Source organism: Pseudomonas sp. FBCC-B545 (genome assembly GCF_059134095.1).
Window position 1 is genome coordinate 4,381,038 of the sequence record NZ_CP101441.1, and the last position, 26,048, is coordinate 4,407,085.

At 59.8% G+C, this 26,048-nt stretch carries 22 protein-coding genes and 2 pseudogenes; 12 read left to right on the plus strand and 12 right to left on the minus strand.

Annotation, left to right across the window (positions count from 1 at the left end; translation table 11 throughout):
- Window positions 1-3: 3 nt before the first annotated feature.
- Window positions 4-1,170: pseudogene (locus NMB39_RS20245) on the plus strand (transporter substrate-binding domain-containing protein); the annotation flags it as partial.
- A gap of 275 nt (window positions 1,171-1,445) precedes the next feature.
- Here NMB39_RS20245 and NMB39_RS20250 read toward each other — a convergent pair.
- Window positions 1,446-2,477, minus strand: a complete 1,032-nt coding sequence (locus NMB39_RS20250; RefSeq protein WP_124356368.1) for an IS110 family RNA-guided transposase — start codon at window positions 2,475-2,477, stop codon at window positions 1,446-1,448.
- Window positions 2,478-2,602: 125 nt separating this feature from the next.
- Between NMB39_RS20250 and NMB39_RS20255 the strand changes: the two are divergent.
- Window positions 2,603-5,077 (plus strand): annotated as a pseudogene (locus NMB39_RS20255) (ATP-binding protein); the annotation flags it as partial.
- A 66-nt stretch (window positions 5,078-5,143) separates the two neighbouring features.
- Here NMB39_RS20255 and NMB39_RS20260 read toward each other — a convergent pair.
- Both NMB39_RS20260 and NMB39_RS20265 read right to left on the minus strand, forming a co-directional pair.
- A complete protein-coding gene (locus NMB39_RS20260) occupies window positions 5,144-5,626 on the minus strand; it encodes a GAF domain-containing protein (RefSeq protein WP_046071607.1) in 483 nt (160 codons plus the stop codon).
- Window positions 5,623-6,513 (minus strand): ATP-binding protein, encoded by an 891-nt coding sequence (locus NMB39_RS20265; protein ID WP_494340160.1) that lies wholly within the window; start codon window positions 6,511-6,513, stop codon window positions 5,623-5,625. The genes NMB39_RS20260 and NMB39_RS20265 overlap by 4 nt, the downstream gene beginning before the upstream one ends.
- Before the next feature lie 165 nt (window positions 6,514-6,678).
- Here NMB39_RS20265 and NMB39_RS20270 point away from each other — a divergent pair, with 165 nt between their 5' ends.
- Window positions 6,679-8,988: a hybrid sensor histidine kinase/response regulator gene (locus tag NMB39_RS20270; RefSeq protein ID WP_057022244.1), complete on the plus strand. Its 2,310-nt coding sequence runs from the start codon at window positions 6,679-6,681 to the stop codon at window positions 8,986-8,988.
- A 19-nt stretch (window positions 8,989-9,007) separates the two neighbouring features.
- Here the strand turns inward: NMB39_RS20270 and NMB39_RS20275 are convergent, their stop codons facing one another.
- Both NMB39_RS20275 and msrB read right to left on the minus strand, forming a co-directional pair.
- Complete coding sequence (locus tag NMB39_RS20275) at window positions 9,008-9,493, minus strand: glutathione peroxidase (protein ID WP_494340159.1); 486 nt, start codon at window positions 9,491-9,493, stop codon at window positions 9,008-9,010.
- 83 nt (window positions 9,494-9,576) lie between these two features.
- The gene (gene msrB / locus NMB39_RS20280) at window positions 9,577-9,975 is read right to left on the minus strand and encodes a peptide-methionine (R)-S-oxide reductase MsrB (RefSeq protein ID WP_043050456.1); all 399 of its coding nucleotides are present in this window, start codon (window positions 9,973-9,975) and stop codon (window positions 9,577-9,579) included.
- A 202-nt stretch (window positions 9,976-10,177) separates the two neighbouring features.
- Between msrB and NMB39_RS20285 the strand changes: the two genes are divergently transcribed.
- Complete coding sequence (locus NMB39_RS20285; RefSeq protein WP_044273990.1) at window positions 10,178-11,389, plus strand: pyridoxal phosphate-dependent aminotransferase; 1,212 nt, start codon at window positions 10,178-10,180, stop codon at window positions 11,387-11,389.
- Window positions 11,390-11,692: 303 nt separating this feature from the next.
- Complete coding sequence (gene htpX, locus NMB39_RS20290; RefSeq protein WP_043050458.1) at window positions 11,693-12,580, plus strand: protease HtpX; 888 nt, start codon at window positions 11,693-11,695, stop codon at window positions 12,578-12,580.
- Window positions 12,581-12,634: 54 nt separating this feature from the next.
- On the opposite strand, the gene NMB39_RS20295 is transcribed toward htpX, so the two are convergent.
- A complete protein-coding gene (locus NMB39_RS20295; protein ID WP_367236619.1) occupies window positions 12,635-13,291 on the minus strand; it encodes a thiopurine S-methyltransferase in 657 nt (218 codons plus the stop codon).
- Between the two features lie 103 nt (window positions 13,292-13,394).
- Between NMB39_RS20295 and NMB39_RS20300 the strand changes: the two genes are divergently transcribed.
- Window positions 13,395-14,162, plus strand: coding sequence for a DODA-type extradiol aromatic ring-opening family dioxygenase (locus NMB39_RS20300; protein ID WP_306957477.1), 768 nt, complete (start codon window positions 13,395-13,397; stop codon window positions 14,160-14,162).
- An 82-nt stretch (window positions 14,163-14,244) separates the two neighbouring features.
- Here NMB39_RS20300 and NMB39_RS20305 read toward each other — a convergent pair whose 3' ends face one another.
- The gene (locus NMB39_RS20305; RefSeq protein WP_024074233.1) at window positions 14,245-15,918 is read right to left on the minus strand and encodes a DEAD/DEAH box helicase; all 1,674 of its coding nucleotides are present in this window, start codon (window positions 15,916-15,918) and stop codon (window positions 14,245-14,247) included.
- Window positions 15,919-16,328: 410 nt separating this feature from the next.
- Between NMB39_RS20305 and NMB39_RS20310 the strand changes: the two genes are divergently transcribed.
- Entirely contained in the window at window positions 16,329-17,120 is a 792-nt protein-coding gene (locus tag NMB39_RS20310) for a crotonase/enoyl-CoA hydratase family protein (RefSeq protein ID WP_494340158.1), read from the plus strand.
- A gap of 488 nt (window positions 17,121-17,608) precedes the next feature.
- On the opposite strand, the gene NMB39_RS20315 is transcribed toward NMB39_RS20310, so the two are convergent.
- On the minus strand, window positions 17,609-18,364 hold the full coding sequence (locus tag NMB39_RS20315; RefSeq protein ID WP_057022189.1) for a spermidine synthase: 756 nt from the start codon (window positions 18,362-18,364) through the stop codon (window positions 17,609-17,611).
- Between the two features lie 123 nt (window positions 18,365-18,487).
- Between NMB39_RS20315 and NMB39_RS20320 the strand changes: the two genes are divergently transcribed.
- Window positions 18,488-19,834, plus strand: coding sequence for a class II 3-deoxy-7-phosphoheptulonate synthase (locus NMB39_RS20320; RefSeq protein ID WP_057022188.1), 1,347 nt, complete (start codon window positions 18,488-18,490; stop codon window positions 19,832-19,834).
- 89 nt (window positions 19,835-19,923) lie between these two features.
- On the opposite strand, the gene NMB39_RS20325 is transcribed toward NMB39_RS20320, so the two are convergent.
- On the minus strand, window positions 19,924-21,135 hold the full coding sequence (locus tag NMB39_RS20325) for a winged helix-turn-helix domain-containing protein (RefSeq protein WP_306957475.1): 1,212 nt from the start codon (window positions 21,133-21,135) through the stop codon (window positions 19,924-19,926).
- 45 nt (window positions 21,136-21,180) lie between these two features.
- Window positions 21,181-21,387: a DUF1127 domain-containing protein gene (locus tag NMB39_RS20330; RefSeq protein WP_057022186.1), complete on the minus strand. Its 207-nt coding sequence runs from the start codon at window positions 21,385-21,387 to the stop codon at window positions 21,181-21,183.
- A 70-nt stretch (window positions 21,388-21,457) separates the two neighbouring features.
- On the opposite strand from NMB39_RS20330, the gene NMB39_RS20335 reads away from it, so the two are divergent.
- Window positions 21,458-22,339 carry a LysR family transcriptional regulator gene (locus tag NMB39_RS20335; protein WP_056846758.1) on the plus strand — a complete coding sequence of 294 codons (882 nt, stop codon included), beginning with the start codon at window positions 21,458-21,460 and terminating at the stop codon, window positions 22,337-22,339.
- Here NMB39_RS20335 and NMB39_RS20340 read toward each other — a convergent pair.
- Window positions 22,329-23,078: a sulfite exporter TauE/SafE family protein gene (locus tag NMB39_RS20340; protein WP_464006722.1), complete on the minus strand. Its 750-nt coding sequence runs from the start codon at window positions 23,076-23,078 to the stop codon at window positions 22,329-22,331. The genes NMB39_RS20335 and NMB39_RS20340 overlap by 11 nt on opposite strands.
- Window positions 23,079-23,186: 108 nt before the next feature.
- Between NMB39_RS20340 and NMB39_RS20345 the strand changes: the two genes are divergently transcribed.
- The 3 genes from NMB39_RS20345 (at window position 23,187) to NMB39_RS20355 (ending at window position 25,379) form a co-directional block, all read left to right on the plus strand.
- Window positions 23,187-24,137, plus strand: a complete 951-nt coding sequence (locus NMB39_RS20345; protein ID WP_367236621.1) for a LysR family transcriptional regulator — start codon at window positions 23,187-23,189, stop codon at window positions 24,135-24,137.
- An 80-nt stretch (window positions 24,138-24,217) separates the two neighbouring features.
- Window positions 24,218-24,670, plus strand: a complete 453-nt coding sequence (locus NMB39_RS20350; RefSeq protein ID WP_046071594.1) for a MarR family winged helix-turn-helix transcriptional regulator — start codon at window positions 24,218-24,220, stop codon at window positions 24,668-24,670.
- Window positions 24,671-24,959: 289 nt separating this feature from the next.
- Entirely contained in the window at window positions 24,960-25,379 is a 420-nt protein-coding gene (locus NMB39_RS20355; RefSeq protein ID WP_034126737.1) for an organic hydroperoxide resistance protein, read from the plus strand.
- 66 nt (window positions 25,380-25,445) lie between these two features.
- Here the strand turns inward: NMB39_RS20355 and NMB39_RS20360 are convergent, their stop codons facing one another.
- Window positions 25,446-26,018 carry an elongation factor P gene (locus tag NMB39_RS20360; protein WP_003172723.1) on the minus strand — a complete coding sequence of 191 codons (573 nt, stop codon included), beginning with the start codon at window positions 26,016-26,018 and terminating at the stop codon, window positions 25,446-25,448.
- Window positions 26,019-26,048: the final 30 nt, after the last annotated feature.

A 26,048-nucleotide genomic window follows, 5' to 3' on the forward strand; every position in this document is an offset into this window, starting at 1 on the left:
CGGATGCCCAGCCGTATAAAGGACTATCTGATTATATTGAGTGCCGGTTTGTGCTTCAGCACCACTGTGCTTGCGGAGCACCAAACCAGCCCGGAACACTTCACCCTCCTGAGTCGTGCCGGAGCCATTCAACTAGACACTCATTTTGACAAGGCTCAGCGCCAGTGGCTGCAGAACAAACGTGAACTGGTGCTGGGTACATCCGCACCTGACTACCCGCCCTTCGACCTCACGTCCAGCGGTCATGATTACGAAGGCCTCACCGCTGATTACGCCGGATTGCTGGCCAAGGCGCTCTCCTTGCCAATCAAGGTCATGCGCTACCCGTCCCGCAAGGATGCCATTCGAGCCCTGGAGGCCGGGGAAATAGATTTGTTGGGCTCCTCCAACGGCTTTGAGGCCGCGACCCCCAATCTCATCCTGTCTGAACCCTACGCCGTGGACCAGCCTGTACTGGTCACCCGCGAGGGAGAAACCAGAAGTCTGAACGAAGGCCTGGAAGGGCTCCGCTTGAGCCTTGTCTACCATTACCTGCCCCTCAACGAAGTAGAAAAGCTGTACCCCAATGCGGTCATCCGCGCCTATCCGTCTTATCAGAATGCCTTGAATGCAGTGGCGTTCGACCAGGCGGATGTGTTTCTCGGCGACACCATTTCCACCCATTACATGATCAACAAGGGCTATCTCAAAAATATCCGCATGGCCAACTTCGGCAAGCATGAAGCTTATGGTTTCAGCTTTGCTACGCGCCAAGACAATCGGATCCTCCTGAGCATTGTCGACTCAGTCCTGGCAGCCGTGCCCGTCAACGAACGGGATAGCATCGCCAAACGCTGGAGCGCCGGCAGCGATATCCTGCTGACCGATAAGAAACTGCAACTGACCCAGCGTGAAGAGCGCTGGCTCAAAGAGCATCCTGTGGTGAAGGTAATCGTGAACGAAACCTTCGCGCCACTCACCTTCTTTGACGCGGACGGCAATTTTCGCGGGATTACCGCTGACCTCCTGGAGCTGATACGCCTGCGAACCGGCCTGCGCTTCTCGATCGAGCGCGGACGTGACGTCAATGCAATGATCGAGCAAGTCACCAGCCAGAAAGTCGATATGATCGGCGCTATCGTCCCGAGCAACGAAAGAGACTCGCAGCTCAATTTCAGCCGCCCTTATGTATGGACTCGCCTCCACTGTCTACCCGCTTTTCAACACTGCTACCCGGTTGCATCTATGTATAAGGCCTATTCGAGGAAGCCCATCTTTGGCTTCTGGCCAACATTGGTTGAGCTCGCGGTATGCCGATTACGTTCAGGCCTCGAAGGCCGGTAAGGGCGCAGGCATCGATCCGCGACGGTCTGACCTGGGGTCAATGTTTTCTAGCAGGGGCTGGAGCGCTTTACGCCCCGGTGGCAGAACTCTGGTGATCTGTAACTTGTCGCAGCCGGCCGGCCTTAGGCTGGTTGGCTGTGATAAGTCTGGTCATTCTGTAGCAGCACCCAGATGATTCGTAGGTTGCGATTCGCCAGTCGTACCGCCGCTTCCTTACGTCCTAGCCGACTCAGCCAACGTTGCAAGCGACGATCGTCGGGCTGCTCAGAATCAGGACGTAGGTGCCTCAATACGGCGTGAGCACCCTGAACCATCAGGCTGCGTATGTAACCATCGCCTCGTTTGCTCATCTTGCCCAGGCGAACCTTCTGCCCACTGCTGTTCTGATCGGGCACCATGCCAAAGTAGGCGGCGAACTGGCGTGCATCGGCGAAACGTTCGGGTTCGGTCTGCTTGGCTAGCATCGCTGTGGCGATGATCGGACCGACACCGCGTACCGTCATTAACCGTCTGGCGGTTTGATCCTGGTTCGCAGCGATCTCCAGGCGACCGGTCAATACGTTGATCCGCTCGCCTAACTGGCGCCATTCGCCCAGCAACTCGTCGATGAGTTCGCGCAATATGTCTGGCAGTGGTTGGGTGGCATCCTCCAGTATGCGAGGTAGGGTTTGACTGATAGCAACATCGCCTTGTGCCAAGGCAACACCGTGTTCCATCAATAGACCGCGCATCTGGTTACTCGTAGCTGTACGCCGACGCACATAACCCTGCCGGGCACGGTGCAATGCCTGCATGGCCAGTGCTGCAGCACTTTTGATGGGCACCGCTGTGATTTTGGTGTCCCGTCCCGCCCGTAAAATGGCCAGCGCATCGTTACGATCATTTTTTGCGCCGCTGCGGTGGTCGGCCACCAGCTGCGCGGGAAGAACTCGCGCCAGATTACCCTGCGCCTGCAGCTGTCGTGCCCATGCTTGAGCGCCGGGGCCGGTTTCCATCAGTACAACGATGTTTGCCGGTAGCTTGCGCAAGAATGCGTGGAAGGACTCACGCGACTTGATGCGTTCTTCATAAAGCACCTGGCCAAGAGCATCTTCGCCTACGACCTGAAATACCTGCTTGGCTAGATCGACTGCCACTGTCGTACAGGTCGACAGATCGGTTGAAGACAGGGACTGTTTAAGCGTCGTATTCTTTTTCATGGACTTGCCCTCGCTGTCGTTGGCTTCTTAGACTGCCACCGCGGCGCATTGACGCCTCGGCGTGGGCGAGTCCATCTAATTACCTGGAAAATTCCTACGTATTGCTGACACGCAAAGAGCCAGGGGCCCCCTCGAATATGGAGCAAATGGCCGGCAAGCGCCTGGCGATAACCCAAGGCAATCCCTTGGCCGCGAGCTTGAGCACGGACTTCCCGCAGATTCACCTGGTGGAAACCAGCGATACGTTCCGTGCGTCGGAATTACTCGCCCAGGGGCAAGTGGACGGTGCCGTGAACACTCTGGTCATCGCCAACTACTTCCTGTCTTCCCAGGTTTTCCAGGACAGGCTGCAAATCAGCGCCAGCATCGGCACGGTCCCCGCCACATTCACCCTGGCCACATCGCGCCAAGCCACGGAATTGAGTTCAATCCTCGACAAGGCGCTGCTCAGCATCGCCCCGGATGAAATGGGCGTGATCAACAGCCGCTGGCGTGGCTACACCGCCGCATCCGACAGCTACTGGCGCAACTACCACCAACTGATAGCGCGGATCATCATCGGCACCGGGCTTCTGCTGTTGATCTCCTTGACCTGGAACGCCTACATGCGCCGCCAGATCAAGCACCGCAAAATGGCCGAGCGCGCACTCAATGATCAGTTCGAATTCATGCGCGCACTGGTCAATGAGACGCCACACCCGATCTACGTGCGCGACCGCAATGGCCTGCTGCAGACCTGCAACGACAGCTACCTGCAGGTGTTCGATGTCAAGCGCGAAGACGTGATCGGCAAAAGCGTGACCCAGATGAGCATGGCCCTGGAGTCGGAGGCGGCCCAATACCATGCGGACTATCAGCGCGTGGTGGCCGAGGGGAACCCGCTGATCCTGGACCGCAGCCTGCATATCCATCAGAAGAAACTGACCATCTACCACTGGATCCTGCCCTACCGGGACTCCACCGGCGAGGTCCAGGGCATCATCGGCGGCTGGATCGATATCAGTGACCGGCGCCAGTTATTCGATGAGCTACGCGCCGCCAAGGAACGCGCCGACGAGGCCAATCGCGCCAAAAGTACGTTCCTTGCCACCATGAGCCACGAGATCCGCACGCCAATGAATGCGGTGATCGGCATGCTCGAACTGACACTCAAGCGCGCCGACCAAGGGCACCTTGATCGCCCGGCGATTGAAGTGGCATACAACTCGGCCAAGGACCTGCTGGAATTGATCGGCGATATCCTCGATATCGCGCGTATTGAGTCCGGCCGTCTCAGCCTGGCCCCGGAACGCGTCAACCTGCGAGAGGTGATCGAGTCGGTCGTGCGCGTCTTCGACGGCCTTGCGCGTCAGAAAACCCTGAGCCTGTTGCTGGAGTTCAAGCCCGACCTCAATGACATCGAGGTGCTGATAGACCCCCTGCGCTTCAAGCAAGTGCTCTCGAACCTCGTGAGCAACGCGATCAAGTTTACCGAACACGGGCAGGTGAAAATCAAAGTAGAGATACAGCCTACCCAGGCGCCGGAGCAGATCGAGTTGAAGCTCGTCGTGGAGGACACCGGCATCGGCATCAACAGGGAAGACCAGTTGCGCCTGTTCGAACCCTTTGCCCAAGCCGACAACTCTGGGCACCTGGCCAGGAGCGGTGCGGGGTTGGGATTGGTCATCTGCCGCAGCCTGTGCGAAATGATGGGCGGTCAATTAAGCCTCAGTAGCGTGCCCCTGGTAGGCACCCAAGTGCACGTCAACCTCAGGATGCCGCGCCTGAGCCCGGTCCAGGCGCTGGGAGAGCACACGCCTGAGACGCCGGCCCGCACACCCGTGCTGAACGTGCTGGTGGTCGACGACCATCCGGCGAACCGCCTGCTGATGTGCCAGCAACTGGGCTACCTGGGCCATCAATTCACCGCCGCCGAGCACGGCGCAGCCGGATTCCAGGCCTGGCGCCAGGAACGTTTCGACCTGGTGATCGCCGACTGCAACATGCCCATCATGAATGGCTATGAGCTGAGCCGTTCAATCCGCGAATACGAGCAACGGGAACAATTACCTGCCTGTGTGGTGCTGGGCTTTACTGCCAATGCCCAGCCGGAGGAAAGGCTACGGTGCGTGCAGGCCGGCATGGATGACTGCCTGTTCAAACCCATCAGCCTGACCGTGCTGGAGCGGCAGTTGGCGCAGATCGCCCCTCAACCGGCAAGCACACGACTGGACCTGGGGTGCCTGGAGGCCCTGACCGGCGGCGACCCGCAACTGAGTCGACGCTTGCTGGAAGAGCTGTTGAGCAGCAGCCGTCAAGACCGCCAGGCACTCATGGACCTGCTGAGCGGTAAAGCCTCGCTGGCGGACATCATTGAGCAGGCCCACAAAATCAAGGGAGCTGCTCGTATCGTTCAAGCCACTTCGCTGGCCGGGCAATGCGAAGCACTGGAACAAGCCTGCTCGCGCAATGAGCATTGGGCCGCGATCGAAACCGGTATCAAGGCCCTGGAAAAACTCATGCTGGAACTGGAGAGGAACCTGCAAATTCAACTGGATGACCTGGATAGTCTGTAAGCGCCTGAACGCTGTAGGAGCGAGCAAACTCTCGCGCCTACAGAAGACGGCATCAGCCCGCTTGTCTCAGCAATCGGTCAACCGCAGGAAGATGGCTGCCAGTTGTTCAATCCCCACTTGGTCCTGAGGTGTAAAACGGCCCAGCAACGGGCTGTCGAGATCGAGGACGCCGACCAGTTGACCGTCCTTGACCAACGGCACCACCAATTCGCTGTTGGAAGCGCTGTCACAGGCGATATGCCCCGGGAAAGCATGCACATCCTCCACGCGCTGGGTTTGCCGTGATGCCGCCGCCGCGCCACACACCCCGCGTCCGAAGGGAATCCGCACACAGGCGATCTGCCCCTGGAATGGCCCAAGCACCAGTTCGTCATTGCGATTGAGGTAGAAGCCTGCCCAATTCAAGTCATCCAACTGATTGAACAGAAACGCGGAAAACTGCGCACTGTTGGCAATAAAGTCCCGCTCATCGGCGAGCAACGACTCAAGCTGCGCGCACAGCATGGCATAACCATCAAGGCCGGTACCGGCCTGTTGTAAATCGATCATGGTTGACACTCCAGCAATTTAAGACCCACCCAGTAACGGGCGAACTGATAGGCACAGCGGCCATTGCGGTTGCCGCGGCCGGTAGCCCAGCGCACCGCCAGCACATCGAGTTGTTCGTCGCGCTGCCACTGCAAGCCAGCCTTGCCGGCCAACTCGCCGATCCAATGTTCCACCACATCCAGGAAGTGCTCCTGGGTGAAGGGGTAGAACGATAGCCACAAGCCAAAACGGTCCGACAAGGCAATCTTGTCTTCTACCGCCTCACTCGGGTGCAGCTCGCCATCCACGCGTTTCCAATTGTCATTGTCGCTCTGGTTTTCCGGCACCAGGTGGCGACGGTTGGACGTGGCGTACAGCAGCACGTTTTCCGGCGCCTGTTCGAGGGAACCGTCCAACACGCTCTTGAGCACACGGTAGTCGCCTTCACCGGCTTCGAACGACAGGTCATCGCAAAACAAAATGAAGCGCTGTGGTAGTTTGACCAGTTGCTCGACCACCCGTGGCAGGTCGGCCAGGTGGTCGCGCTCGATTTCGATCAAACGCAAGCCCGCCTTGGCATGCTGGGCGAGCAAGGCGCGGACCATGGAGGATTTTCCGGTGCCGCGCGACCCCCACAGCAGCGCATGATTGGCAGGCAAGCCATCGAGGAACTGCTGGGTATTACGCGCCAGTTGTTCACGTTGCTTGTCGACGCCGATCAGGTCCGACAGGCGCATGTCCAGGCTCACTTGCAGCGGCAACAGAAAGCCACTGCGCCCTTCGCGCTGCCAACGGGCGGCCAGGCACTGGTCCCAGTCGATGGCCTCGCGCAGGGCGGGCAACAAGGGTTCCAGGCGCGCGAGTACCGCATCGGCCCGCTCAAGGAAGGCATTCAATCGAGAATCCATGACTATTCCTCTGGCAAGTTCTTGTAAAAGATGGCGTATTAGCAACCCTGCGACACACCGCATGAGGCTGCATCAAAACAACGATTCATGCCGGGCGAGCCAGAGCTTGTGGATGTTCAGCTATGCTTGCCGGGCGAAGGGAAACGTGAAGTGGTTCAACACTCGATGGATATCAAGTTCGCCCACCGCTTGTCTTATAAACAAGCCAGATTGACTGTGCTGGTCGGTTTCGTCTTGGGAACCTTGCTCAGCCTGATCCAAATCGGCATTGATTATGCCAGTGAAGACGCATCCATCAACCGTGAAATACGCTCACTGATCGAAATCAGTCATAACCCCGCCTCCCGCATCGCCTACAACATCGATGCCGAACTCGCCCAGGAACTGGCCCTGGGCCTGCTGCACTCCCCTGCCATCACTCGGGCGCAGTTGATCGACAATAATGGCGTGGTCCTGGCCGACGTCGATCGTCCGCGCAAGGAAAGCAACTACCGGCCCCTCAGTGATTTTTTGTTCAGCGCCAACCGTCAATTCGAGGACCGACTGTACCTCGGCCATATGCCGGACGAATCACTTGGCGTGCTGCGCCTTGACGTCGACACCTACGCCTTCGGCAGCCGTTTCCTGCACCGTGCCGAGATTACCCTGCTTAACGGATTTGTCCGCAGCCTGCTGCTGACCGGGATTCTGCTGGGCTTGTTCTACGTGATGCTGACCCAGCCGCTGGTGCGCATCATCCGAGAGCTGAGTACACGCAAACAGGCGCGCCTGGATTGCCCACCGGGGCACGAGCATGACGAGATCGGTGTGCTGGTCAATGTCGCCAACCTGCAATTCGAAAACATGGAGACCGAAATCCAGCAACGGCGCCACGCCGAGGACCGCCTGACGGAATACCTGGGCCAGCTGGAAAATATTGTTTCTGCGCGCACCCTTGAACTCAAGGCCAGCAACCAACGCTTGAGCCGATCCAACGATGAACTGGAAGCGGCGAAGACAACTGCACTGGCCATGGCCCAGGCAAGGGCGGCCTTCCTGGCCAATATGAGCCATGAAATCCGCACACCGCTCAACGGACTGCTGGGGATGATTGCGTTGTCACTGGATAGCCCGCTGAACGCCGAACAACGACAGCAACTGTCCATCGCCCATGATTCAGGCAAAGTACTGGTCGAATTACTCAACGATATCCTCGACCTGTCCAAATTCGATGCCGGCCAGCTGGAACTGGAGCATATCCCGTTCGACCTGGGCTCGCTGGTGGAAGACACCGCCAACCTGCTGTCCCAAAACGCGGCGCCGAGCGTGGAGCTGACCTGCCTGATCGATCCACAGTTTCCCGCCCAGGTCATCGGCGACCCGACCCGGGTGCGGCAAATCGTCAGTAACCTGCTGTCCAATGCCCTGAAGTTCACCCGCTTCGGACGCGTCGATGTACGCCTGCGTGCCGTGGAGGGCCGGGTCAACATTGAAGTGTGTGACACCGGCATCGGCATCGCCCAGGATGCCCAGGCGAAGATCTTCCAGCCGTTCACCCAGGCCGGTGCCGGCATCACTCGCCAATTTGGCGGCACAGGGTTGGGGCTGGCGTTGACCCGTAACCTGTGCGAAGCCATGCAAGGACGCTTGAGCATCAGCTCGGAGGTGGGCTTTGGCAGCCAGTTCTGCGCCGATCTTCCGCTGCCCACGCATTTGCCTGCTACCCGCTACACCCCACTCACAGGTGACGTGATTGCCATCACGCACGCCGGCGGCGGCTTGACGGAGTTGCTCACCACCCTGCTGCCTTCCTGGGGGCTGACGCCACGCTGTTATTCCCAGGACGATGACTTGAGCGCACTGGCCCCCGACCTGTTGATCACCGATTGTCCGGAGTGCCTGTTTCGCTTGCGCCCAGGGATCCGCGCCCCGATTTTGCTGGTCACTGCCTACGGCAACTTCATGCCTGGCGAAGAGGTAGCGGCCCTGGCACCGCTGCAGCAACAAGCACGCCCATTGAGCCGCAACGCGCTTTACCAGATCCTGCAACGCAACCTGCGCAGCGACGTAGAACTGATCCTCGACCCGGTCCAGATGGAATCCGCACCGCTTGCTCACCGGGCACGTATCCTGTTGGTGGAGGACAACCCGGTCAATCAACTGGTGGCCAAGGGCATGCTCAGCAAGTTGGGATGTGAGGTCATCGTGGCCGCCCATGGGGGCGAAGCCCTGACGATGCTTGAGGACCAACACTTCGACATGGTGCTGATGGACTGCAACATGCCGGTGATGGATGGCTACGAGGCCAGCCGGCAGATTCGCCGCAGCGGGCGCTGGCCGGACCTGCCCATCGTCGCCTTGACCGCCAACGCCCTGTCCGAAGAGCGCGAGCGCTGCCGGGCGGCGGGCATGAACGACTACCTGGCCAAGCCGTTTCGCCGCGAAGAACTCCATGCTCTGCTGGAGCTATGGGTACCGACGATCACAAGTCTCTGATCAGCCCCCGCACTGCATCTCACTTGAGCAGGGCTTCGATCGCCTGGGTCAAGTCATGGGGCTTGGTCGTTGGCGCAAAACGCTTGACCTGCTTGCCATCACGGCCGATGAGAAACTTGGTGAAGTTCCACTTGATGTTCTTGGAACCCAGCAGCCCCGGGGCCTGTTTTTTCAACTGCACGAACAGAGGGTGGGCATCGCTGCCATTGACATCGATCTTCTTGAACAGCGGAAAACTGACACCGAAGTTCAGCTCACAGAACTCGGATATCGCGTCTTCGCTGCCCGGTTCCTGCTTGCCAAACTGATTGCAGGGAAAGCCGAGCACCACCAGGCCTTGATCCTTATAGTGCTGCCAGAGCTGCTCCAGGCCCTTGTATTGTGGCGTGAAGCCGCATTTGCTGGCGGTGTTGACCACCAGAATGGCCTTGCCGGCAAAATCGGCCAAGGTCTTTTGCTCGCCCTTGATGGTGGTGCAAGGGATGCTCAGCAGGGATTCGCTCATGGCAGAGCCTCAAGTCAGGGGAAGAAGTTGTAGGAGCGAGCTTGTTCGCTCCTACAGTGATCCGTGTAGGCCTGTTTACAGCTTCAAGCCTGGCGCGGCACCAGGTCCAGGCACACCGAGTTGATGCAATAGCGCAGCCCGGTCGGCGGCGGGCCGTCCGGGAACACATGCCCCAGGTGCGCGTCGCACTTGGCGCAGGTGACCTCGGTACGGATCATGCCGTGGCTGACGTCGCGGATCTCAATCATCGCGCTGTCGGCAATCGGCTCGTAGAAGCTGGGCCAGCCGCAGCCGGAGTCAAACTTGGCCCTGGAATCGAACAGCGGCTCGTTGCAACAGATGCAGTGGTAAACGCCATCGGTCTTGGTGGCGTTGTACTTGCCACTGAACGGTCGCTCGGTGCCCTTGAGGCGGCACACGTTGTACTGTTCGGGATCAAGCATGGCTTTCCATTCATCAACGGTTTTCTGCAACTTTTCCATTGGTACACCTCGGCAACTGAAAAACCCTGATCTGTGTCTTTTCCAGGGATCAGGCGGCACGTATGATTGCGCCTCTTCAAAACGCCAGTCTGGCACCCGCGCCTGCGGCATTCAAACGTATTTATGGGTGCGAACCGCGCAGGATTCACCCCAGGGTGGTGCCCGCGCCGTCTGGATCGTTCATTTTCAGGATCACATCGCCATGCAGGTCAGCAAATCGAACAAGCTCGCCAACGTCTGCTACGACATTCGCGGCCCGGTGCTCAAGCACGCCAAGCGCCTGGAAGAGGAAGGTCATCGCATCCTCAAGCTGAACATTGGCAACCCGGCGCCGTTTGGTTTCGAAGCGCCGGACGAAATCCTCCAGGATGTGATTCGCAACCTGCCGACTGCCCAGGGCTACAGTGATTCCAAGGGCCTGTTCAGTGCGCGCAAGGCGGTGATGCAGTACTACCAGCAAAAGCAGGTTGAAGGTGTCGGTATCGAGGACATCTACCTGGGCAATGGCGTGTCCGAGCTGATCGTGATGTCGATGCAGGCGCTGCTCAACAATGGCGACGAAGTCCTGGTGCCGGCACCGGATTACCCACTGTGGACCGCCGCCGTGACCCTGGCTGGCGGCCACCCGGTGCACTACCTGTGTGACGAGGGTGCCGACTGGTTTCCGGACCTGGCCGACATCAAGGCCAAGATCACCCCGAACACCAAGGCCCTGGTGATCATCAACCCGAACAACCCAACCGGCGCGGTGTACTCCAGGGAAGTGCTGCTGGGCATGCTCGAACTCGCACGCCAGCACAACCTGGTGGTGTTCTCAGACGAGATCTACGACAAGATCCTCTACGATGACGCCGTACATATATGCACCGCGTCCCTGGCCCCGGACCTGTTGTGCCTGACCTTCAATGGCCTGTCCAAGTCCTACCGCGTGGCGGGTTTCCGCTCCGGCTGGATCGCCATCTCCGGCCCCAAGCACAACGCCCAGAGCTATATCGAAGGCATAGACATGCTGGCCAACATGCGTCTGTGCGCCAACGTACCGAGCCAACACGCCATCCAGACCGCCCTCGGTGGCTACCAGAGCATCAACGACCTGATCCTGCCCCAGGGGCGCCTGCTGGAGCAGCGCAATCGCACCTGGGAGCTGCTCAACGCAATCCCGGGCGTCAGCTGCGTAAAGCCCATGGGCGCGTTGTATGCGTTTCCGCGGATCGACCCGAAAGTGTGCCCGATCCTCAACGACGAAAAGTTCGTGCTCGACCTGCTGCTGTCGGAAAAGCTGCTGGTGGTCCAGGGCACCGCGTTCAACTGGCCGTGGCCGGATCACTTCCGCGTAGTGACGTTGCCTCGAGTGGATGACCTGGAGATGGCGATTGGTCGCATCGGCAACTTCCTGAAGTCCTATCGCCAGTAAGGGAATTGACGCTGTGCGGCCCGCTTCGGGTCGTACAGCGATTATCTGCAACACTTCTTTGTCGCTTACGTGTTGTGGTATTTCACTTGCCCCCCGCCCAAGGCGTAACCCCTATAATCACGGGGCGGCAAGGCAAACTAGTGTCGGCCATGGCTGACAATACAGGTCGGAAAATCCCTTCAAGCCTCTACATTCAAGCTGTAGGACACAGTTTGAAATAGTCGCTCGGTTGAATCACCCCATGCCGCACCTTATATACCCCGCAGTACGCGACATATTAAGCATGAGGAGAACCCTACAACCATGATGCGCATCCTGCTGTTCTTGGCCACTAACCTGGCGGTCGTGCTGATTGCCAGCATCACCCTGAGCCTTTTCGGCTTCAACGGGTTCATGGCGGCCAACGGGGTTGACCTGAACCTCAATCAGCTGCTGGTCTTCTGTGCGGTCTTTGGTTTCGCCGGCTCACTGTTTTCGCTGTTCATCTCCAAATGGATGGCGAAGATGAGTACCAGCACCCAGGTCATCACCCAGCCACGCACCCGGCATGAGCAATGGTTGCTGCAGACCGTCGAGCAGCTATCCCGCGAAGCGGGTATCAAGATGCCCGAGGTCGGGATCTTCCCGGCCTATGAAGCCAACGCCTTTGCCACTGGCTGGAACAAGAACGACGCGCTCGTTGCCGTCAGCCAGGGCATGCTCGAACGCTTCTCGTATGACGAGGTGAAAGCCGTACTGGCCCACGAGATCGGCCACGTGGCCAACGGCGACATGGTGACACTGGCACTGGTTCAAGGCGTGGTGAACACCTTCGTGATGTTCTTCGCGCGCATCATCGGCAACTTTGTCGACAAGGTAATTTTCAAGAACGAAGAAGGCCGTGGCATCGCCTACTTCGTGGCGACTATCTTCGCTGAACTGGTACTGGGCTTCCTGGCCAGCGCAATCACCATGTGGTTCTCGCGCAAACGCGAGTTCCGCGCAGACGAAGCTGGTGCCCGCCTGGCCGGCACCGGGGCGATGATCGCAGCGCTGCAACACTTGCGCTCCGAACAGGGGCTACCGGTGCACATGCCGGACAGCCTGACCGCCTTTGGCATCAACGGTGGTATCAAGCAGGGCATGGCTCGCCTGTTCATGAGCCACCCGCCGCTGGAAGAGCGGATCGACGCACTGCGTCGTCGGGGCTGATAACCCGGTGATACGAAAAGGGGCGATTGATCGCCCCTTTTTCGTGGCCGCGATTTACCTCTTGGTCAGCCGATAAACGCGCTCCTCAAGACGGGTGACGCCGTCCGCCATGAATTTGCGGCTCTCACCCAGTATGTCCCGCTCTTGCAGCGTGACCACACTCCAGTGCGAGCCCAGCAGCGACCGCACTTCCTCGTCCGGGACAGAAAAAGGCGGACCAGCTCTTTGTGCTTGGTCGTAGTCGACCGCGATCAGCAGGCCCTCACAGCCACGGGCCAGCAGGGTGTTGAGATGCTCGGTGTATTGCGGCCGCATCTGCTGTGGCAAGGCAATCAGTGCCGCGCGATCATACAGCGCCTTGCAGTCGGCCACGGCCTCTGCGTCAAGGGCAAAATAATCGCCACACCACACTTCGATCAGGCCCTTGTGATAGACCTTGAACACGCCTCTTTGATCGATCTGCGGCGTGAGTGCCTGTTCGCTGAAAAACGCCTCAACCGCCTGCTCCGACACCTCCACACCCATCACACGATGCCCACGCCCCGCCAGCCACATCATGTCCAGGCTTTTGCCGCACAATGGCACGAAGACTTTCGAGCCCCCGGCCAAGGCCAACGTTGACCAATGCTGCTGCAAGCAGGGATTAACCTCCACCTGATGAAAACCGATCTGATTGGTGGCCCAGCGTTCCTGCCAAAATTTTGCGTCCATGCACCCTCCTGATAAATCGATCAAAAGACACTAAAACTTATATTAGATCTAGATAAACATTCTGATTAAAGATAGCTCGATATTAACCTCCAGGACGCTTCCTATGCTCCCCAGCCTGTTCATCTCCCACGGCTCACCCATGCTGGCGCTGCAACCCGGTGCCAGCGGCCCTGCATTGCAGCGCCTGGCGGCCGAGCTGCCACGACCGCAGGCGATCGTGGTGGTATCGGCGCACTGGGAAAGCCAGGAACTGCTGGTCAGTGGCGGCGCCGCGCCCGAAACCTGGCATGACTTTGGCGGCTTTCCTCGCGAACTGTTTGCCGTGCAATACCCTGCGCCGGGTGACCCACGATTGGCGAGCGACATTGTCGAGCTGCTGCAAGCAGACGGCCTGGACGCACGCATCGATAACCAACGCCCCTTCGACCACGGCACCTGGGTGCCCCTGTCGCTGATGTATCCAGCGGCCGACATTCCGGTGGTGCAAGTCTCGTTGCCCAGCCGCATGGGCCCTGCCCTGCAAACCCGGGTCGGACGCGCTCTTTGCAGCTTGCGCGAGCAAGGGGTGCTGTTGATCGGTTCCGGCAGCATCACCCATAACCTCGGTGAGCTGGACTGGCGCGCCGGGCCGGAGACGATCACACCGTGGGCGCGAGAGTTTCGCGATTGGGTAGTGGACAAACTTACGGCCGATGACGAAGCCGCCCTGCATGACTATCGGCGCCAGGCGCCCCATGCCGTACGCAGCCATCCCAGCGATGAGCATTTATTGCCGCTGTATTTTGCCCGGGCGGCAGGCGGGCAGTTTGGTTTGGCGCATCAGGGGTTCACGATGGGGGCATTAGGCATGGACATCTATCGCTTCGGCTGAATGAGACCGGTAATTCAAGGCAAAAAAAATCCCCGAACCAGTCGGGGATTTTTTATTTGCGATCAATCAGCCAAAGGGCGGATCAATCTTCGCGGTAGCGACGCAGCTTGAGCTGCTTACCGGCAACGCGAGTGTCTTTCAACTTGGTCAGCAATTTTTCCAGGCCGTCTTCCGGCAGCTCCACCAGGGAGAAGCTGTCACGCACCTGGATGCGACCGATGGCTTCACGCGCCAGGCCACCCTCATTGAGGATAGCGCCCAGCAGGTTTTTGGCAGCGATACCATCACGCGCACCCAGCGCGGTACGGCAACGTGCACGGCCTTCAGCCAATGGCACCGGAGCACGACGCTCACGATCACCACGGTCCGGACGGTCGCCGGAACGCTCTGGACGATCACCGCGTGGCGCGCTGTTCGGCACCAGTGGGCGCTCTTTCTCGATGGCGGCCAGGGTCAGGGCTTGACCGTTGGTGGCTTTGCGCAGCAGGGCTGCAGCCAGGGCACGCGGGGTGCAACCGATATCGGCGGTCAGGCGGTCCAGCAGGTCGCCGTGGGTCGATTCAGCGTCAGCCACCAGAGGTGCCAGGCTGTTGGTCAGTTTCTTGATGCGGGCATCGAGAACGGCCTGGGCATCCGGCAGGCGGACCTCGGCAACTTTCTGACCGGTTACACGCTCGATCACTTGCAGCATGCGGCGCTCACGTGGAGTCACCAGCAACAGAGCACGACCTTCGCGACCCGCACGGCCGGTACGGCCGATACGGTGAACGTAGGACTCTGGATCGTACGGCATGTCAACGTTGAACACGTGGGTGATACGTGGAACGTCGAGGCCACGGGCAGCAACGTCGGTAGCCACAACGATGTCCAGGCGGCCATCCTTGAGAGAGTCGATCACACGCTCACGCTGGTTCTGGGCAATGTCACCGTTCAGCGCAGCGGCCTTGTAGCCTTTGGCTTCCAGGGCACTGGCCAGGTCCAGGGTCGCTTGCTTGGTGCGCACGAACATGATCAGGGCGTCGAAGTCTTCGACTTCCAGCAGGCTCAATACAGCCGAGGTCTTCTGGTCAGCGTGAACCAACAGGTGAGCCTGTTCGATCGCGGTAACGGTCTGGGTCTTGGTCTGGATCTTCACGTGTTGCGGATCGCGCAGATGGCGCTCTGCAATGGCACGGATCGACTGCGGCAGGGTGGCCGAGAACAGTACGGTCTGACGGGTTGGAGGCAGCGCCTTGAAGATGACTTCCAGGTCATCCATGAAGCCCAGCTTCAACATTTCGTCGGCTTCGTCCAGAACCAGGTGGTTCACGGTCGACAGCACTTTCTCGTCACGACGCAGGTGGTCGCACAGGCGACCAGGGGTGGCGACAACGATCTGTGCGCCATTGCGGATGGCTTTCAGTTGTGGGCCCATAGGCGCGCCGCCGTAAACGGCCACAACGGTAACGCCCGGCATTTGCTTGGCGTAGGTTTCGAAAGCGGTTGCTACTTGCAGCGCCAACTCACGGGTTGGCGCCAGGATCAGGGCTTGCGGCTCGCGCTTGGCAGGATCGATGCAGTGCAGGATAGGCAGGGCGAACGCGGCGGTTTTACCGGTACCGGTTTGCGCCTGGCCAATCATGTCTTGGCCGGCCATGATGATCGGGATCGATTGCTGCTGAATAGCCGAAGGTTCTTCGTAGCCAGTCGCGATGACGGCAGCAAGAATGTTCGGGTTAAGATTAAAAGCGGCGAAGCCGCCGGTTTCCTGGGTCATGGGTCTGCCTCTAAGTGCATCCGCAAAGACCCATGCTCCAAAGCTGCGCATGCCGTGTTGAGACTCAAGAGTCGCCCTGGCTGCTTTGTCGGCGGGGATTTGCGAAAACGAATGAATGAAAAAGATTCGTCAAGGAAGAGTCCGCTGTGCGGACGTGCAGCCGAAGCTGACTTCGGGGAATTGCGCTACCTAAACGCGGCCCGGTTAAAGGCCGGCGCGCACTATACCGGAAATACCTGAAAAAGGGAGCTTTTTTTATCGCCAGGCACCGATAAACCGCGCTGCGTCACGGTTTTTGCAGATATCGGTGCCAGGGTCTATTTTTCAAAAGCCCGGCCCTGTTGGTGATGACGCTTAAACGGTTCACCTTCCATTGGTCTGAAACCTTTCCCCGCCCGAGGGCAAACCCGATGAATCAAGCCAGCAGCAGCCGTGTCAGCCGTGAACTGCAGGGCCACGTCCTGCTTTTAGGCTTGGACCGAGTCGCCAAGCGCAATGCCTTTGACCTGGACTTGCTCAATGAACTGAGCCTGGCTTATGGCGAATTTGATCGACATAACGAAGCACGGGTCGCCGTAGTATTTGCCCACGGCGACCATTTCACCGCCGGCCTGGATCTGGCCAACGTCAGCGGCGTGATGGCAGGAGGCTGGCAACCGCCGCTGGGAGGTTGCGATCCGTGGGGCGTTTTTGCAGGCCCCAGGGTCAGTAAACCAGTGATCGTCGCCGCCCAGGGTTACTGCCTGACCATCGGTATCGAGTTGATGCTCGCTGCGGATATCAATCTGTGCGCGAGTAATACCCGCTTTGCGCAGATGGAAGTGCAACGTGGGATTTTTCCGTTTGGCGGCGCGACATTGCGCTTTCATCAGATCGCCGGCTGGGGCAATGCAATGCGCTGGCTGCTCACTGGCGACGAGTTCGACGCCCATGAAGCCTTGCGCCTGGGTTTGGTGCAGGAGGTGATGGCCAGCGAAGACCTGCTGCCCCGCGCCATCGAGCTGGCCAACCGAATCGCCCGCCAGGCGCCGCTCGGCGTGCAAGCGACATTGATGTCGGCCCGCCAGGCACGCCTGGAGGGCGAAGCCATTGCCGCCGCCGCGTTGCCGCCGCTGGTGGATAAACTGCTTAACAGCGAAGACGCCAGGGAAGGTGTGCGAGCAATGGTGGAGAAGCGGCCGGGGGTGTTCAAGGGCATTTGAGTTGGCAATACCAACGCCATCGGGGGCAAGTCGAATCGCCGCACCGCCCCTCCCACACTTGGAATGCGGTCGAATGTGGGAGGGGGCTTGCTCCCGATGGCGGCCTGACAGCCAACCAGGATGCTGGATCAGACCGAGTACATATCCGTTGCTGCGGTAACGGCCACTTAGGGTTACGCCCTTACGGCGTGTCACTTTTGTAAAGGCACAAAAGTAACCAAAAGGCCTTCGCCCCAACACTCGGCACCTCGCTTAGGCTCGGTGTGCCCGAACGCAGGCTTGAATCCGTGGGCCGCCGCCACGCGCCATCCATGGCGCGGGGCGGCTAACCCGGCGTCCTGCCGGGTTACCCACGGATTCAAGCCTGCGTTCGGCCAGCGTGTTTGACGGGGCGCCTGAGATCAAGATCAAAAACCAGAGCAACAGCAACAGCGCAAGAGCAAGCAGTTGTGTAGATACCCATGCCCCGATGGCGCCAGAGCAGACAACTAGGTTGCCGGCCGAATAACCTTGATCAATGGCTGCAACGAGTAACCCAACCGCGGCGCCAAGGCTTCGGCACGAGCCGAAAGCGCCTCCAGGTTCAACTCCTGATCCAACTCCGAAGGCACCAACAGAATCACATTGCCCTCCTTCACGGGCAGCTCCCAATAGTGCCGGTGATACAACCCACGCAGCAACGCCGCGCCCAACGGCTTGCCATCATCGGTGGCCCACTGGTTGATCACCAACCAGCCGCCGGGGTTGAGTTTCTTCTGGCAGTTTTCCAGGAAGGTCCAGGCCAAGTGGCCCACACCCGGACCGACATCGGTATACAGGTCGACGAAAATCAGGTCGGCCGGCTCGGCGGTGTCGAGCAACTGCAGCGCGTCACCGATGCGAATGTACAGGCGCGGGTCGTCGTCCAGCCCCAGATATTCAATCGCCAGGCGCGGTACGTCAGGACGCAGCTCAATGGCCTCGACATCTTCCAATGCCAGGAACTTGAGGCACGCCTGGGTCAGCGTGCCGGCCCCCAGGCCAAGGAACAACGCGCTCTCAGGTTGCTCATGGCCCAACGCACCGATCAACATGGCGCGGGTGTAGTCGTACTCCAGCCAGCTCGGGTCGGCAGTGAACACGCAGCTTTGCTCGATGGCGTCGCCAAATTCGAGAAACCGGTAATCGGCCACTTCAAGCACACGGATCATGCCGAAATCATCATGGACTTCGGCCAGCACGCGCTCGACACGCTCCTCGGTCATCACTACTCCTAAAGGGTTTACCGCACGGCAAAGGCGCGATTGTCGGCCAGCGGCCGCAGCAGGTCACGCACTAATTGCTGCTAACATTGGCGCCCGAACATCCACCCACCACACGAGTTCACGATGAGCCAACCCTGGAGCCCCGACAGCTGGCGTGCCTTGCCGATCCAGCAACAACCCCAGTACCCGGACGCTGCGCACTTGCTGCAAGTGGAGCAGAGCCTGGCCAGCTATCCGCCGCTGGTATTCGCCGGGGAGGCCCGTGAGCTGCGGCGTCAGTTTGCCGAGGTGACCCAGGGGCGCGCATTCCTGCTGCAAGGCGGCGATTGCGCCGAAAGCTTTGCCGAGTTTTCCGCCGCGAAAATCCGCGACACCTTCAAGGTGCTGCTGCAGATGGCCATTGTCATGACCTTCGCCGCCGGCTGCCCGGTGGTGAAAGTCGGACGCATGGCCGGCCAATTCGCCAAGCCACGCTCGGCCAACGATGAAACCATTGACGGTATCACCCTGCCCGCCTACCGCGGCGACATCGTCAACGGCATCGGTTTCGACGAAAAAAGCCGCGTGCCGGACCCGGACCGCCTGTTGCAGTCCTACCACCAGTCCACCGCCACCCTCAACCTGCTGCGCGCGTTTGCCCAGGGCGGTTTTGCCGACCTGCACCAGGTGCACAAGTGGAACCTGGACTTTATCGCCAACTCCGCCCTGGCCGAGAAGTACAGCCAACTGGCCGACCGCATCGACGAGACCCTGGCCTTCATGCGCGCCTGCGGCATGGACAGCTCGCCACAATTGCGCGAAACCAGCTTCTTCACTGCCCACGAAGCATTGCTGCTCAACTTTGAACAAGCCTTCGTGCGCCGCGACAGCCTGACCAACGACTACTACGATTGCTCGGCCCATATGCTCTGGATCGGCGACCGCACTCGCCAACTGGACGGCGCCCATGTCGAGTTCCTGCGTGGTGTGAACAACCCGATCGGCGTGAAGGTCGGGCCGAGCATGAACCCGGATGACCTGATCCGCCTGATTGACATCCTGAACCCGGACAACGACCCTGGCCGCCTCAACCTGATCGCCCGCATGGGCGCAGGCAAGGTCGGCGACCACTTGCCAAACCTGATCCGCGCCGTGCAGCGCGAGGGCAAGCAGGTGCTGTGGAGCTCCGACCCGATGCATGGCAACACCATCAAGGCCAGCAGCGGCTACAAGACTCGCGACTTTGCGCAGATTCTCGGCGAGGTGAAAGAGTTCTTCCAGGTGCACCAGGCCGAAGGCAGCTATGCCGGCGGGATTCATATCGAGATGACCGGACAGAACGTCACCGAATGCATCGGCGGCGCACGGCCGATCACCGAAGATGGCCTGTCGGACCGTTATCACACCCATTGCGACCCGCGGATGAACGCCGATCAGTCGCTGGAGCTGGCGTTCCTGATTGCCGAGACCTTGAAGCAGGTCAAAAGGTAGGAGCAAGCTTGCTCGCGAAGGCCGTTAACGATGACGCGAAACGTCGGATTAACGAGGCGCCCTTGAGTTTTTCGCGAGCCAGCTCGCTCCTACACTAGTGCCGCCCTTAACCGGGCGGCACTGGGGCGCTGGCAATTGAGCTGCACCTGCTCCAGCCCCAGCCAATTGGCCATCTGGCGCAGGTTCAAGGCCAGCGCCGACATGCCATCGTCATCCAGGCCCGGCTCTTCCTCGTGCACCGCATGCACCGCCAGGCGCCCATGGGCACGCTCGGCCCGCAGGTCAACGCGGGCGGCGATCCGCTCATTATGCAAAAACGGCAGTACGTAGTAACCGTACACCCGCTTGTCTTGCGGGGTGTAGATCTCCAGTCGATAGCGAAAATCAAACAAACGCTCCGTACGACTGCGCTCCCAGATCAACGAATCGAACGGTGACAGCAAGGCGCTGGCCGCGACTTTGCGTGGCACCTTCGGCACCGGCAGGCAGTACGCCGGTTGTTTCCAGCCCTGCACCTGGCACGCCAGCAGCCGCCCATCCTCGACCAACTCGGCCACGCGCTTGCGGCTGTCGGCGGGGTCGAGGCGGAAGTAATCGCGCAGGTCCTTCTCGGTGGCGACGCCCAACGCCGTTGCGCTATGCAGCAGTAAGCCGCGTTGAGCGTCGGCCTCGGTGATGACGGTTTGGAGAATCTCGCCGGGGATAACACGCTCCGGCAAATCATACAGTCGCTCAAACCCCCGCCGCCCTGCGACGGTGACCAAACCGGCGGCGAACAACCATTCCAGCGCGTGCTTTTCATCACTCCAATCCCACCAGGGCCCGGCGCGCTCCTCGCGGGTCGACAAACTGCCCGCGCCCAGGGCCCCCTGCTGCTCGACAGTGTTCAGCACGCGCTGGATAGTCGCCTGCTGTTCACGGCCGAAACGCGCCATCTGCGCATAGATCCCCTGCCCCTGCCTGGCCCGCTCCATGCGCCAGCGCATCAGCGGGTAGAGCGACATGGGCAGCAGCGAGGCCTCATGCCCCCAATACTCGAACAGCGAACGCCGCCTGCCCAGGCTCCAGGCCGCTTGCTCAAGGATCAACGGGGAATAATGGCCCAGGCGGGAAAACAATGGCAGGTAATGGGAACGCACCAGCGCGTTGACCGAGTCGATCTGCACGACACCCAGACGGTCGATGAGTCGATTGAGGTGCGCGGCTTTTATCTGGCCAGGCGCCTGGCGCCCGGAAAAACCCTGGGCGACCAGCGCCATGCGTCGAGCTTGCTTGAGTGAAAAAGACAGGTCGGCGGGCATGGGGCTCTCCATGGAAACTCGCCCTCTACCCTACTGCATCCTGGCTTATTTGCGCAGCGGGTCTTCCCAGAAATGCCGATGGGTTTCCTGCACTACGTCGGCACGGTTGAGCCCAATGTCCTTGAGCGCGTCATCGCTCAAGGTCGCCAGCATCTGGCGCTCCTGATGCAACAGCTGCCAACGTGCGACCGTATGAAACAGGCCGGCAAACGGCCCTTTTTGCAACAACACAAAACCTCTTTGACCTTTCATCTTCTCGCCCTCCAGTGGGGATGACGAAAGTGTGGACCTGGCGCTATGATCAATCCAACGAATGTTTCTTATGCAATACATCTCGGAGATTGATCAATTGGCTGGCTACCCGAGCATCGACACAGAAGTGCTACGCACCTTCGTGGCCATCGCCGACCAAGGTGGTTTTACCCGCGCCGGCGAGCTGGTCAATCGCACCCAATCGGCGGTGAGCATGCAGATGAAGCGCCTGGAGGAAGATGTACTGCAGCGCAAGCTGTTCGAGCGCGATGGAAGGCAGGTACGGCTTACGCCCGAAGGCCAGGTGCTGCTGGGATATGCGCGGCGCATCCTGAAACTGCACAGCGAAGTGTTCAACACCCTGCGCGAGCCCCATATGGTGGGGCTCGTACGCATCGGTACGCCAGATGACTATGTGATGCGTTTCCTGCCGGGGATCCTGAAGCAGTTTTCCAAAGCCTACCCACTGATTCAGATTGAGATGCACTGTGAGGCGTCCTCCGTACTGATGCAGCGGCGAGACCTGGCGCTGACCGTGATCAGCCGCGAGCCTGGCAATGATATTGGCGAGTTACTGCGCACTGAACGCATGGTCTGGGCAGCATCACCCTGCTTCTGCGTGGATGAGCATGACGCGCTGCCCCTGGCGATTTCCGGCGATGACTGCCTGTACACCCATTGGGCGCGAGCCGCACTGGACGCAGCTGGACGCGAGTACCGCCTGGCCTACCACAGCTCCAACGGAGCGGCGATCCAGGCGGTAGTCAGTGCTGGCCTGGCGGCGATGGTCAGCATGGAAAGCCTGGTCACCGACGACCTGCGGGTGCTCGGCAGCGACGAAGGCTTTCCACCGTTGCCGTCAATGAACCTGCGCTTGCTGCGCAATCCACAGATGACGTCACCGATCACCGAATGCCTGGCCGAGTACATCGTCGAAGGCTTCAAACTTTAAACGTCAGCATCACCGCACACACCACCAGGAAGCCACAAAACAGCCCGCGCAACAGCCGCTCCGGCAATGCATGGGCCACTTTCACGCCCCAGCTGATACTGAGCAGGCCCCCCACCGCCAGCGGCAGGCCGATCATCCAGTCCACCTCGTGGTGCCAGGCGTAGGTGACCAGAGTCACGCCGGTGCTGGGCAGTGCCAAGGCCAGCGACAAACCTTGGGCCACCACCTGAGTGGTGCCGAACACACTGGTGAGCACTGGCGTGGCGACTACCGCGCCCCCTACCCCAAATAATCCGCCCATGGACCCGGACGCTGCACCCAACACACCCAGCCAGGGCCAGGAGTATCGCATCTGCGCAGTTGGCGGCGCGTTGCGGGTAAACATGCGCAGCAGGTTGTAGGCCGACAACGCCACCAGGAAAACAATAAAGCCGATGCGCATTGCCCCGGCATCCAGCCCCACCGCCCAGATCGATCCCAGCCAGGCAAAGCAAAAGCCCATCACGCCAAGCGGCAAGGCGTGGCGCAGCTCGATGCGATTACGCTGGTGATAACGCCACAGGGCGAGCATTACATTGGGTACCACCATGACCAACGCGGTGCCCTGGGCTATTTGCTGGTCCAGGCCGAACAACACGCCGAGCACCGGAATGGCTATCAGCCCGCCACCAATGCCAAACAGCCCACCCACGGTGCCCAAAGCCGCACCCAATATCAGGTACATCACTAAATCCAACACCGCTCGCTACTCCGCAATCCTAAGGCTGACATGCTACGCAGTCGGCCCTGGCGCGGAAACGCACAGCAACGCACAATGGCTATGCCGATCCCGCACAAGCGCTTGTCTATGAACCCTAATACTCTGACCGATCAACTGAGCCTGTTTCTCGATGTGATGGAAACCGGTAGCTTTTCCGCTGCCGCACGGCGTCATCCACTGACGCCCTCCGCAGTCGCCCGTCGAATCGACAGCCTGGAAAGTTCAGTGGGTAGCCGCCTGTTCCAGCGCAGCACCCACGCAGTGGTGCCTACACCTGCCGGCCTGGCCTTTGCCGAACGCGCGCGGCGGATTGTCAGTGAATTGCAATTGGCGCGGGCCGAAGCGGTGTCTCTGAGCCATGCGCCGGAAGGCTTGATCCGGCTGGATGCACCGGCAGCGTTTGGTCGCCGCCACCTGGCGCCGGTGATCGCGGACTTCTTGAACGTGTATCCAGGGCTGGATGTGCACCTGCACTTGATCGACAGTTTTGTCGATATGCAAGGCGCACACCTGGGCAAGGTCGACCTGGTGCTGCGCGCCGGGCATATCGTCGACACTCGCCGGATCGCTACACCTCTGGCGAGCATCGTGCGCATTGCCTGCGCCAGCCCGGCCTACCTGAAACACCGCGGCACACCCACCCATCCTCGGGAACTGAACGAGCATGACGGCCTCGATTGGGATGGCCTGGCGCCGATGTTCGCCTGGCGTTTTGAACTGGACGGGCGCCGCACGACCTATCGCCCCCGGCGCATCCGCATGAGCGCCAATAACGCCGAGGCGCTGCTTTCGGGCGCACTGGCCGGGCTGGGCATTGCACACCTGCCGACCTGGCTGGCCAGTGAATACCTGGTGCGTGGCGAGCTGTTGCCGCTGTTTTGTGAAAACGGCTTGCCCAGCCCGGAAACCGCCGGCATTTACGCGCTGCGCCTCGAACAGCAGCCCAACGCACGTAGCCGGTTATTGCTCGAATACCTTAAATCCCGTTTCAGCCCGGTGCCGCCCTGGGATCTGGCGTTGCAAAGCGGGCTAGTCTGACCATCCGGGCAGAATTACCTGGCGCATTAAAGATTCGCCCGCTAGATTCAAGTGCAGACATGCTTTTTCGAGGCACCACCATGAGCAAAAACCCAGCCCCCTGCGAATCGCTGCTACTGGATAACCAGCTGTGCTTCGCCCTGCACTCCACTTCGCTGTTGATGACCAAGGTCTACAAGCCCCTGCTCCAAGCCCTCGGGCTGACCTACCCGCAATACCTGGCCATGATGGTGCTGTGGGAAGAGGACGGATTGACTGTCGGCGAAATCAGCAGCCGCCTGCTGACGGATCCTGGCTCACTGACGCCGCTGCTCAAGCGCCTGGAAGCCGAAGGCCTGCTCAGCCGCACCCGCAGCCGCGAAGATGAGCGGGTGGTGGTTGTGGAACTGACCGACGCCGGCCGCGTCTTGCAGGGCAAGGCCAAGGATGTGCCCCAATGCATCCTGGGCGCGAGCGGGATGCAGCTTGCGCAATTGCGCAAGCTGCAGGCCGACTTGATCGCGCTACGCGGCAACCTGCAGAGCGCGATCTAAAGTGGGAGGGGCGGTGCGACGATTCGACTTGCCCCCGATAGCGGTGGGTCAGCCCACATCAATGTTTGCTGAGCCGACGTCTTCGCGGGCAAGCCCCCTCCCACATTTGATCTTCGCCGCTTTGAGCATTTCGTTCGCTTAACCGGCTTGCCTCCTCTCACATTGTTTCTCGCCAGCCTCGAAAACATTTATAAATTTATATTGCGCGCTAAACATTAGCGCTATACATTGGCTTCACCAACTAATTAGCGCGCAAACATTTAGCACGACCACACAAGAGGAACGCCCCATGCAAACGCTCTATACCGCAGTAGCCACCGCCACTGGCGGCCGTGATGGTCGCGCTGTTTCCAGCGACAACATCCTCGACGTCAAACTCTCTACCCCCAAGGAATTGGGCGGTGCCGGTGGTCAGGCCACCAACCCGGAGCAACTGTTCGCGGCCGGCTACTCCGCCTGCTTTATCGGCGCGCTGAAATTTGTTGCCAGCCAGACAAAACGTAAGATCCCCGACGATGCCTCGATCACCGCTCATGTGGGCATCGGCCAGATCCCCGGCGGTTTTGGCCTGGACATCGACCTGCACGTCAGCCTGCCGGGCCTGGCCCAGGATGACGCACAGAGCCTGGTCGACGCCGCCCACCAAGTCTGCCCGTATTCCAACGCCACTCGTGGCAATGTGGATGTGCGCCTGCATGTAACGGTCTGATAAACCGGCGGCCAAAAAAAAGCCCGACTCAAGGTCGGGCTTTTTTTCGTATCGGTGGGGCCAGGATTACTTCTTGGCGCGACCTTTGTACGAACCACCTTCACGGGTGTCGATCTCGATCAGGTCGTCGATTTCGATGAAATCGGCTACTTGCAGTTCGGTACCGTTGCTCAGCTTGGCAGGCTTCATCACCTTGCCCGAAGTGTCGCCGCGAGCGGAACCTTCAGTGTAGGCAACCTTACGCACGATAGTGGTCGGCAGCTCCACGGAAACCAGGCGCTCTTCGAAGAAAATAGCTTCGCAGACGTCTTCCATGCCTTCTTCGATGAACGGCAGAACGGCTTCGATATCTTCAGCGTTCAGCTCGTACATGGTGTAGTCAGTGGTGTCCATGAACGTGTAGGTGTCGCCGCTGATGAAGGACAGGGTCGCTTCCTTGCGGTCGAGGATCACGTCGTCCAGTTTGTCATCGGCGCTGTAGACGATCTCGGTCTTGTAACCGGTCAGCAGGTTCTTCAGCTTGGTCTTCATGATTGCGCTGTTACGACCAGACTTGGTGAACTCAGCTTTCTGAACCAGCCAAGGGTCGTTTTCGAGACGGATCACTGTACCGGGTTTCAGTTCTTTACCAGTTTTCATTGCATATATCCGAAATTTGGATGGGATTTA

What these genes read in the sequence shown, in the direction of transcription:
- NMB39_RS20260 (WP_046071607.1), bottom strand. Translation starts at nt 5,626, where the DNA reads ATGATCGATTTACAACAGGCCGGTACCGGCCTTGATGGTTATGCCATG.
- NMB39_RS20265 (WP_494340160.1), bottom strand. Translation starts at nt 6,513, where the DNA reads ATGGATTCTCGATTGAATGCCTTCCTTGAGCGGGCCGATGCGGTACTC.
- NMB39_RS20270 (WP_057022244.1), top strand. Translation starts at nt 6,679, where the DNA reads ATGGATATCAAGTTCGCCCACCGCTTGTCTTATAAACAAGCCAGATTG.
- NMB39_RS20275 (WP_494340159.1), bottom strand. Translation starts at nt 9,493, where the DNA reads ATGAGCGAATCCCTGCTGAGCATCCCTTGCACCACCATCAAGGGCGAG.
- msrB (WP_043050456.1), bottom strand. Translation starts at nt 9,975, where the DNA reads ATGGAAAAGTTGCAGAAAACCGTTGATGAATGGAAAGCCATGCTTGAT.
- NMB39_RS20285 (WP_044273990.1), top strand. Translation starts at nt 10,178, where the DNA reads ATGCAGGTCAGCAAATCGAACAAGCTCGCCAACGTCTGCTACGACATT.
- htpX (WP_043050458.1), top strand. Translation starts at nt 11,693, where the DNA reads ATGATGCGCATCCTGCTGTTCTTGGCCACTAACCTGGCGGTCGTGCTG.
- NMB39_RS20295 (WP_367236619.1), bottom strand. Translation starts at nt 13,291, where the DNA reads ATGGACGCAAAATTTTGGCAGGAACGCTGGGCCACCAATCAGATCGGT.
- NMB39_RS20300 (WP_306957477.1), top strand. Translation starts at nt 13,395, where the DNA reads ATGCTCCCCAGCCTGTTCATCTCCCACGGCTCACCCATGCTGGCGCTG.
- NMB39_RS20305 (WP_024074233.1), bottom strand. Translation starts at nt 15,918, where the DNA reads ATGACCCAGGAAACCGGCGGCTTCGCCGCTTTTAATCTTAACCCGAAC.
- NMB39_RS20310 (WP_494340158.1), top strand. Translation starts at nt 16,329, where the DNA reads ATGAATCAAGCCAGCAGCAGCCGTGTCAGCCGTGAACTGCAGGGCCAC.
- NMB39_RS20315 (WP_057022189.1), bottom strand. Translation starts at nt 18,364, where the DNA reads ATGACCGAGGAGCGTGTCGAGCGCGTGCTGGCCGAAGTCCATGATGAT.
- NMB39_RS20320 (WP_057022188.1), top strand. Translation starts at nt 18,488, where the DNA reads ATGAGCCAACCCTGGAGCCCCGACAGCTGGCGTGCCTTGCCGATCCAG.
- NMB39_RS20325 (WP_306957475.1), bottom strand. Translation starts at nt 21,135, where the DNA reads ATGCCCGCCGACCTGTCTTTTTCACTCAAGCAAGCTCGACGCATGGCG.
- NMB39_RS20330 (WP_057022186.1), bottom strand. Translation starts at nt 21,387, where the DNA reads ATGAAAGGTCAAAGAGGTTTTGTGTTGTTGCAAAAAGGGCCGTTTGCC.
- NMB39_RS20335 (WP_056846758.1), top strand. Translation starts at nt 21,458, where the DNA reads ATGCAATACATCTCGGAGATTGATCAATTGGCTGGCTACCCGAGCATC.
- NMB39_RS20345 (WP_367236621.1), top strand. Translation starts at nt 23,187, where the DNA reads ATGAACCCTAATACTCTGACCGATCAACTGAGCCTGTTTCTCGATGTG.
- NMB39_RS20350 (WP_046071594.1), top strand. Translation starts at nt 24,218, where the DNA reads ATGAGCAAAAACCCAGCCCCCTGCGAATCGCTGCTACTGGATAACCAG.
- NMB39_RS20355 (WP_034126737.1), top strand. Translation starts at nt 24,960, where the DNA reads ATGCAAACGCTCTATACCGCAGTAGCCACCGCCACTGGCGGCCGTGAT.
- NMB39_RS20360 (WP_003172723.1), bottom strand. Translation starts at nt 26,018, where the DNA reads ATGAAAACTGGTAAAGAACTGAAACCCGGTACAGTGATCCGTCTCGAA.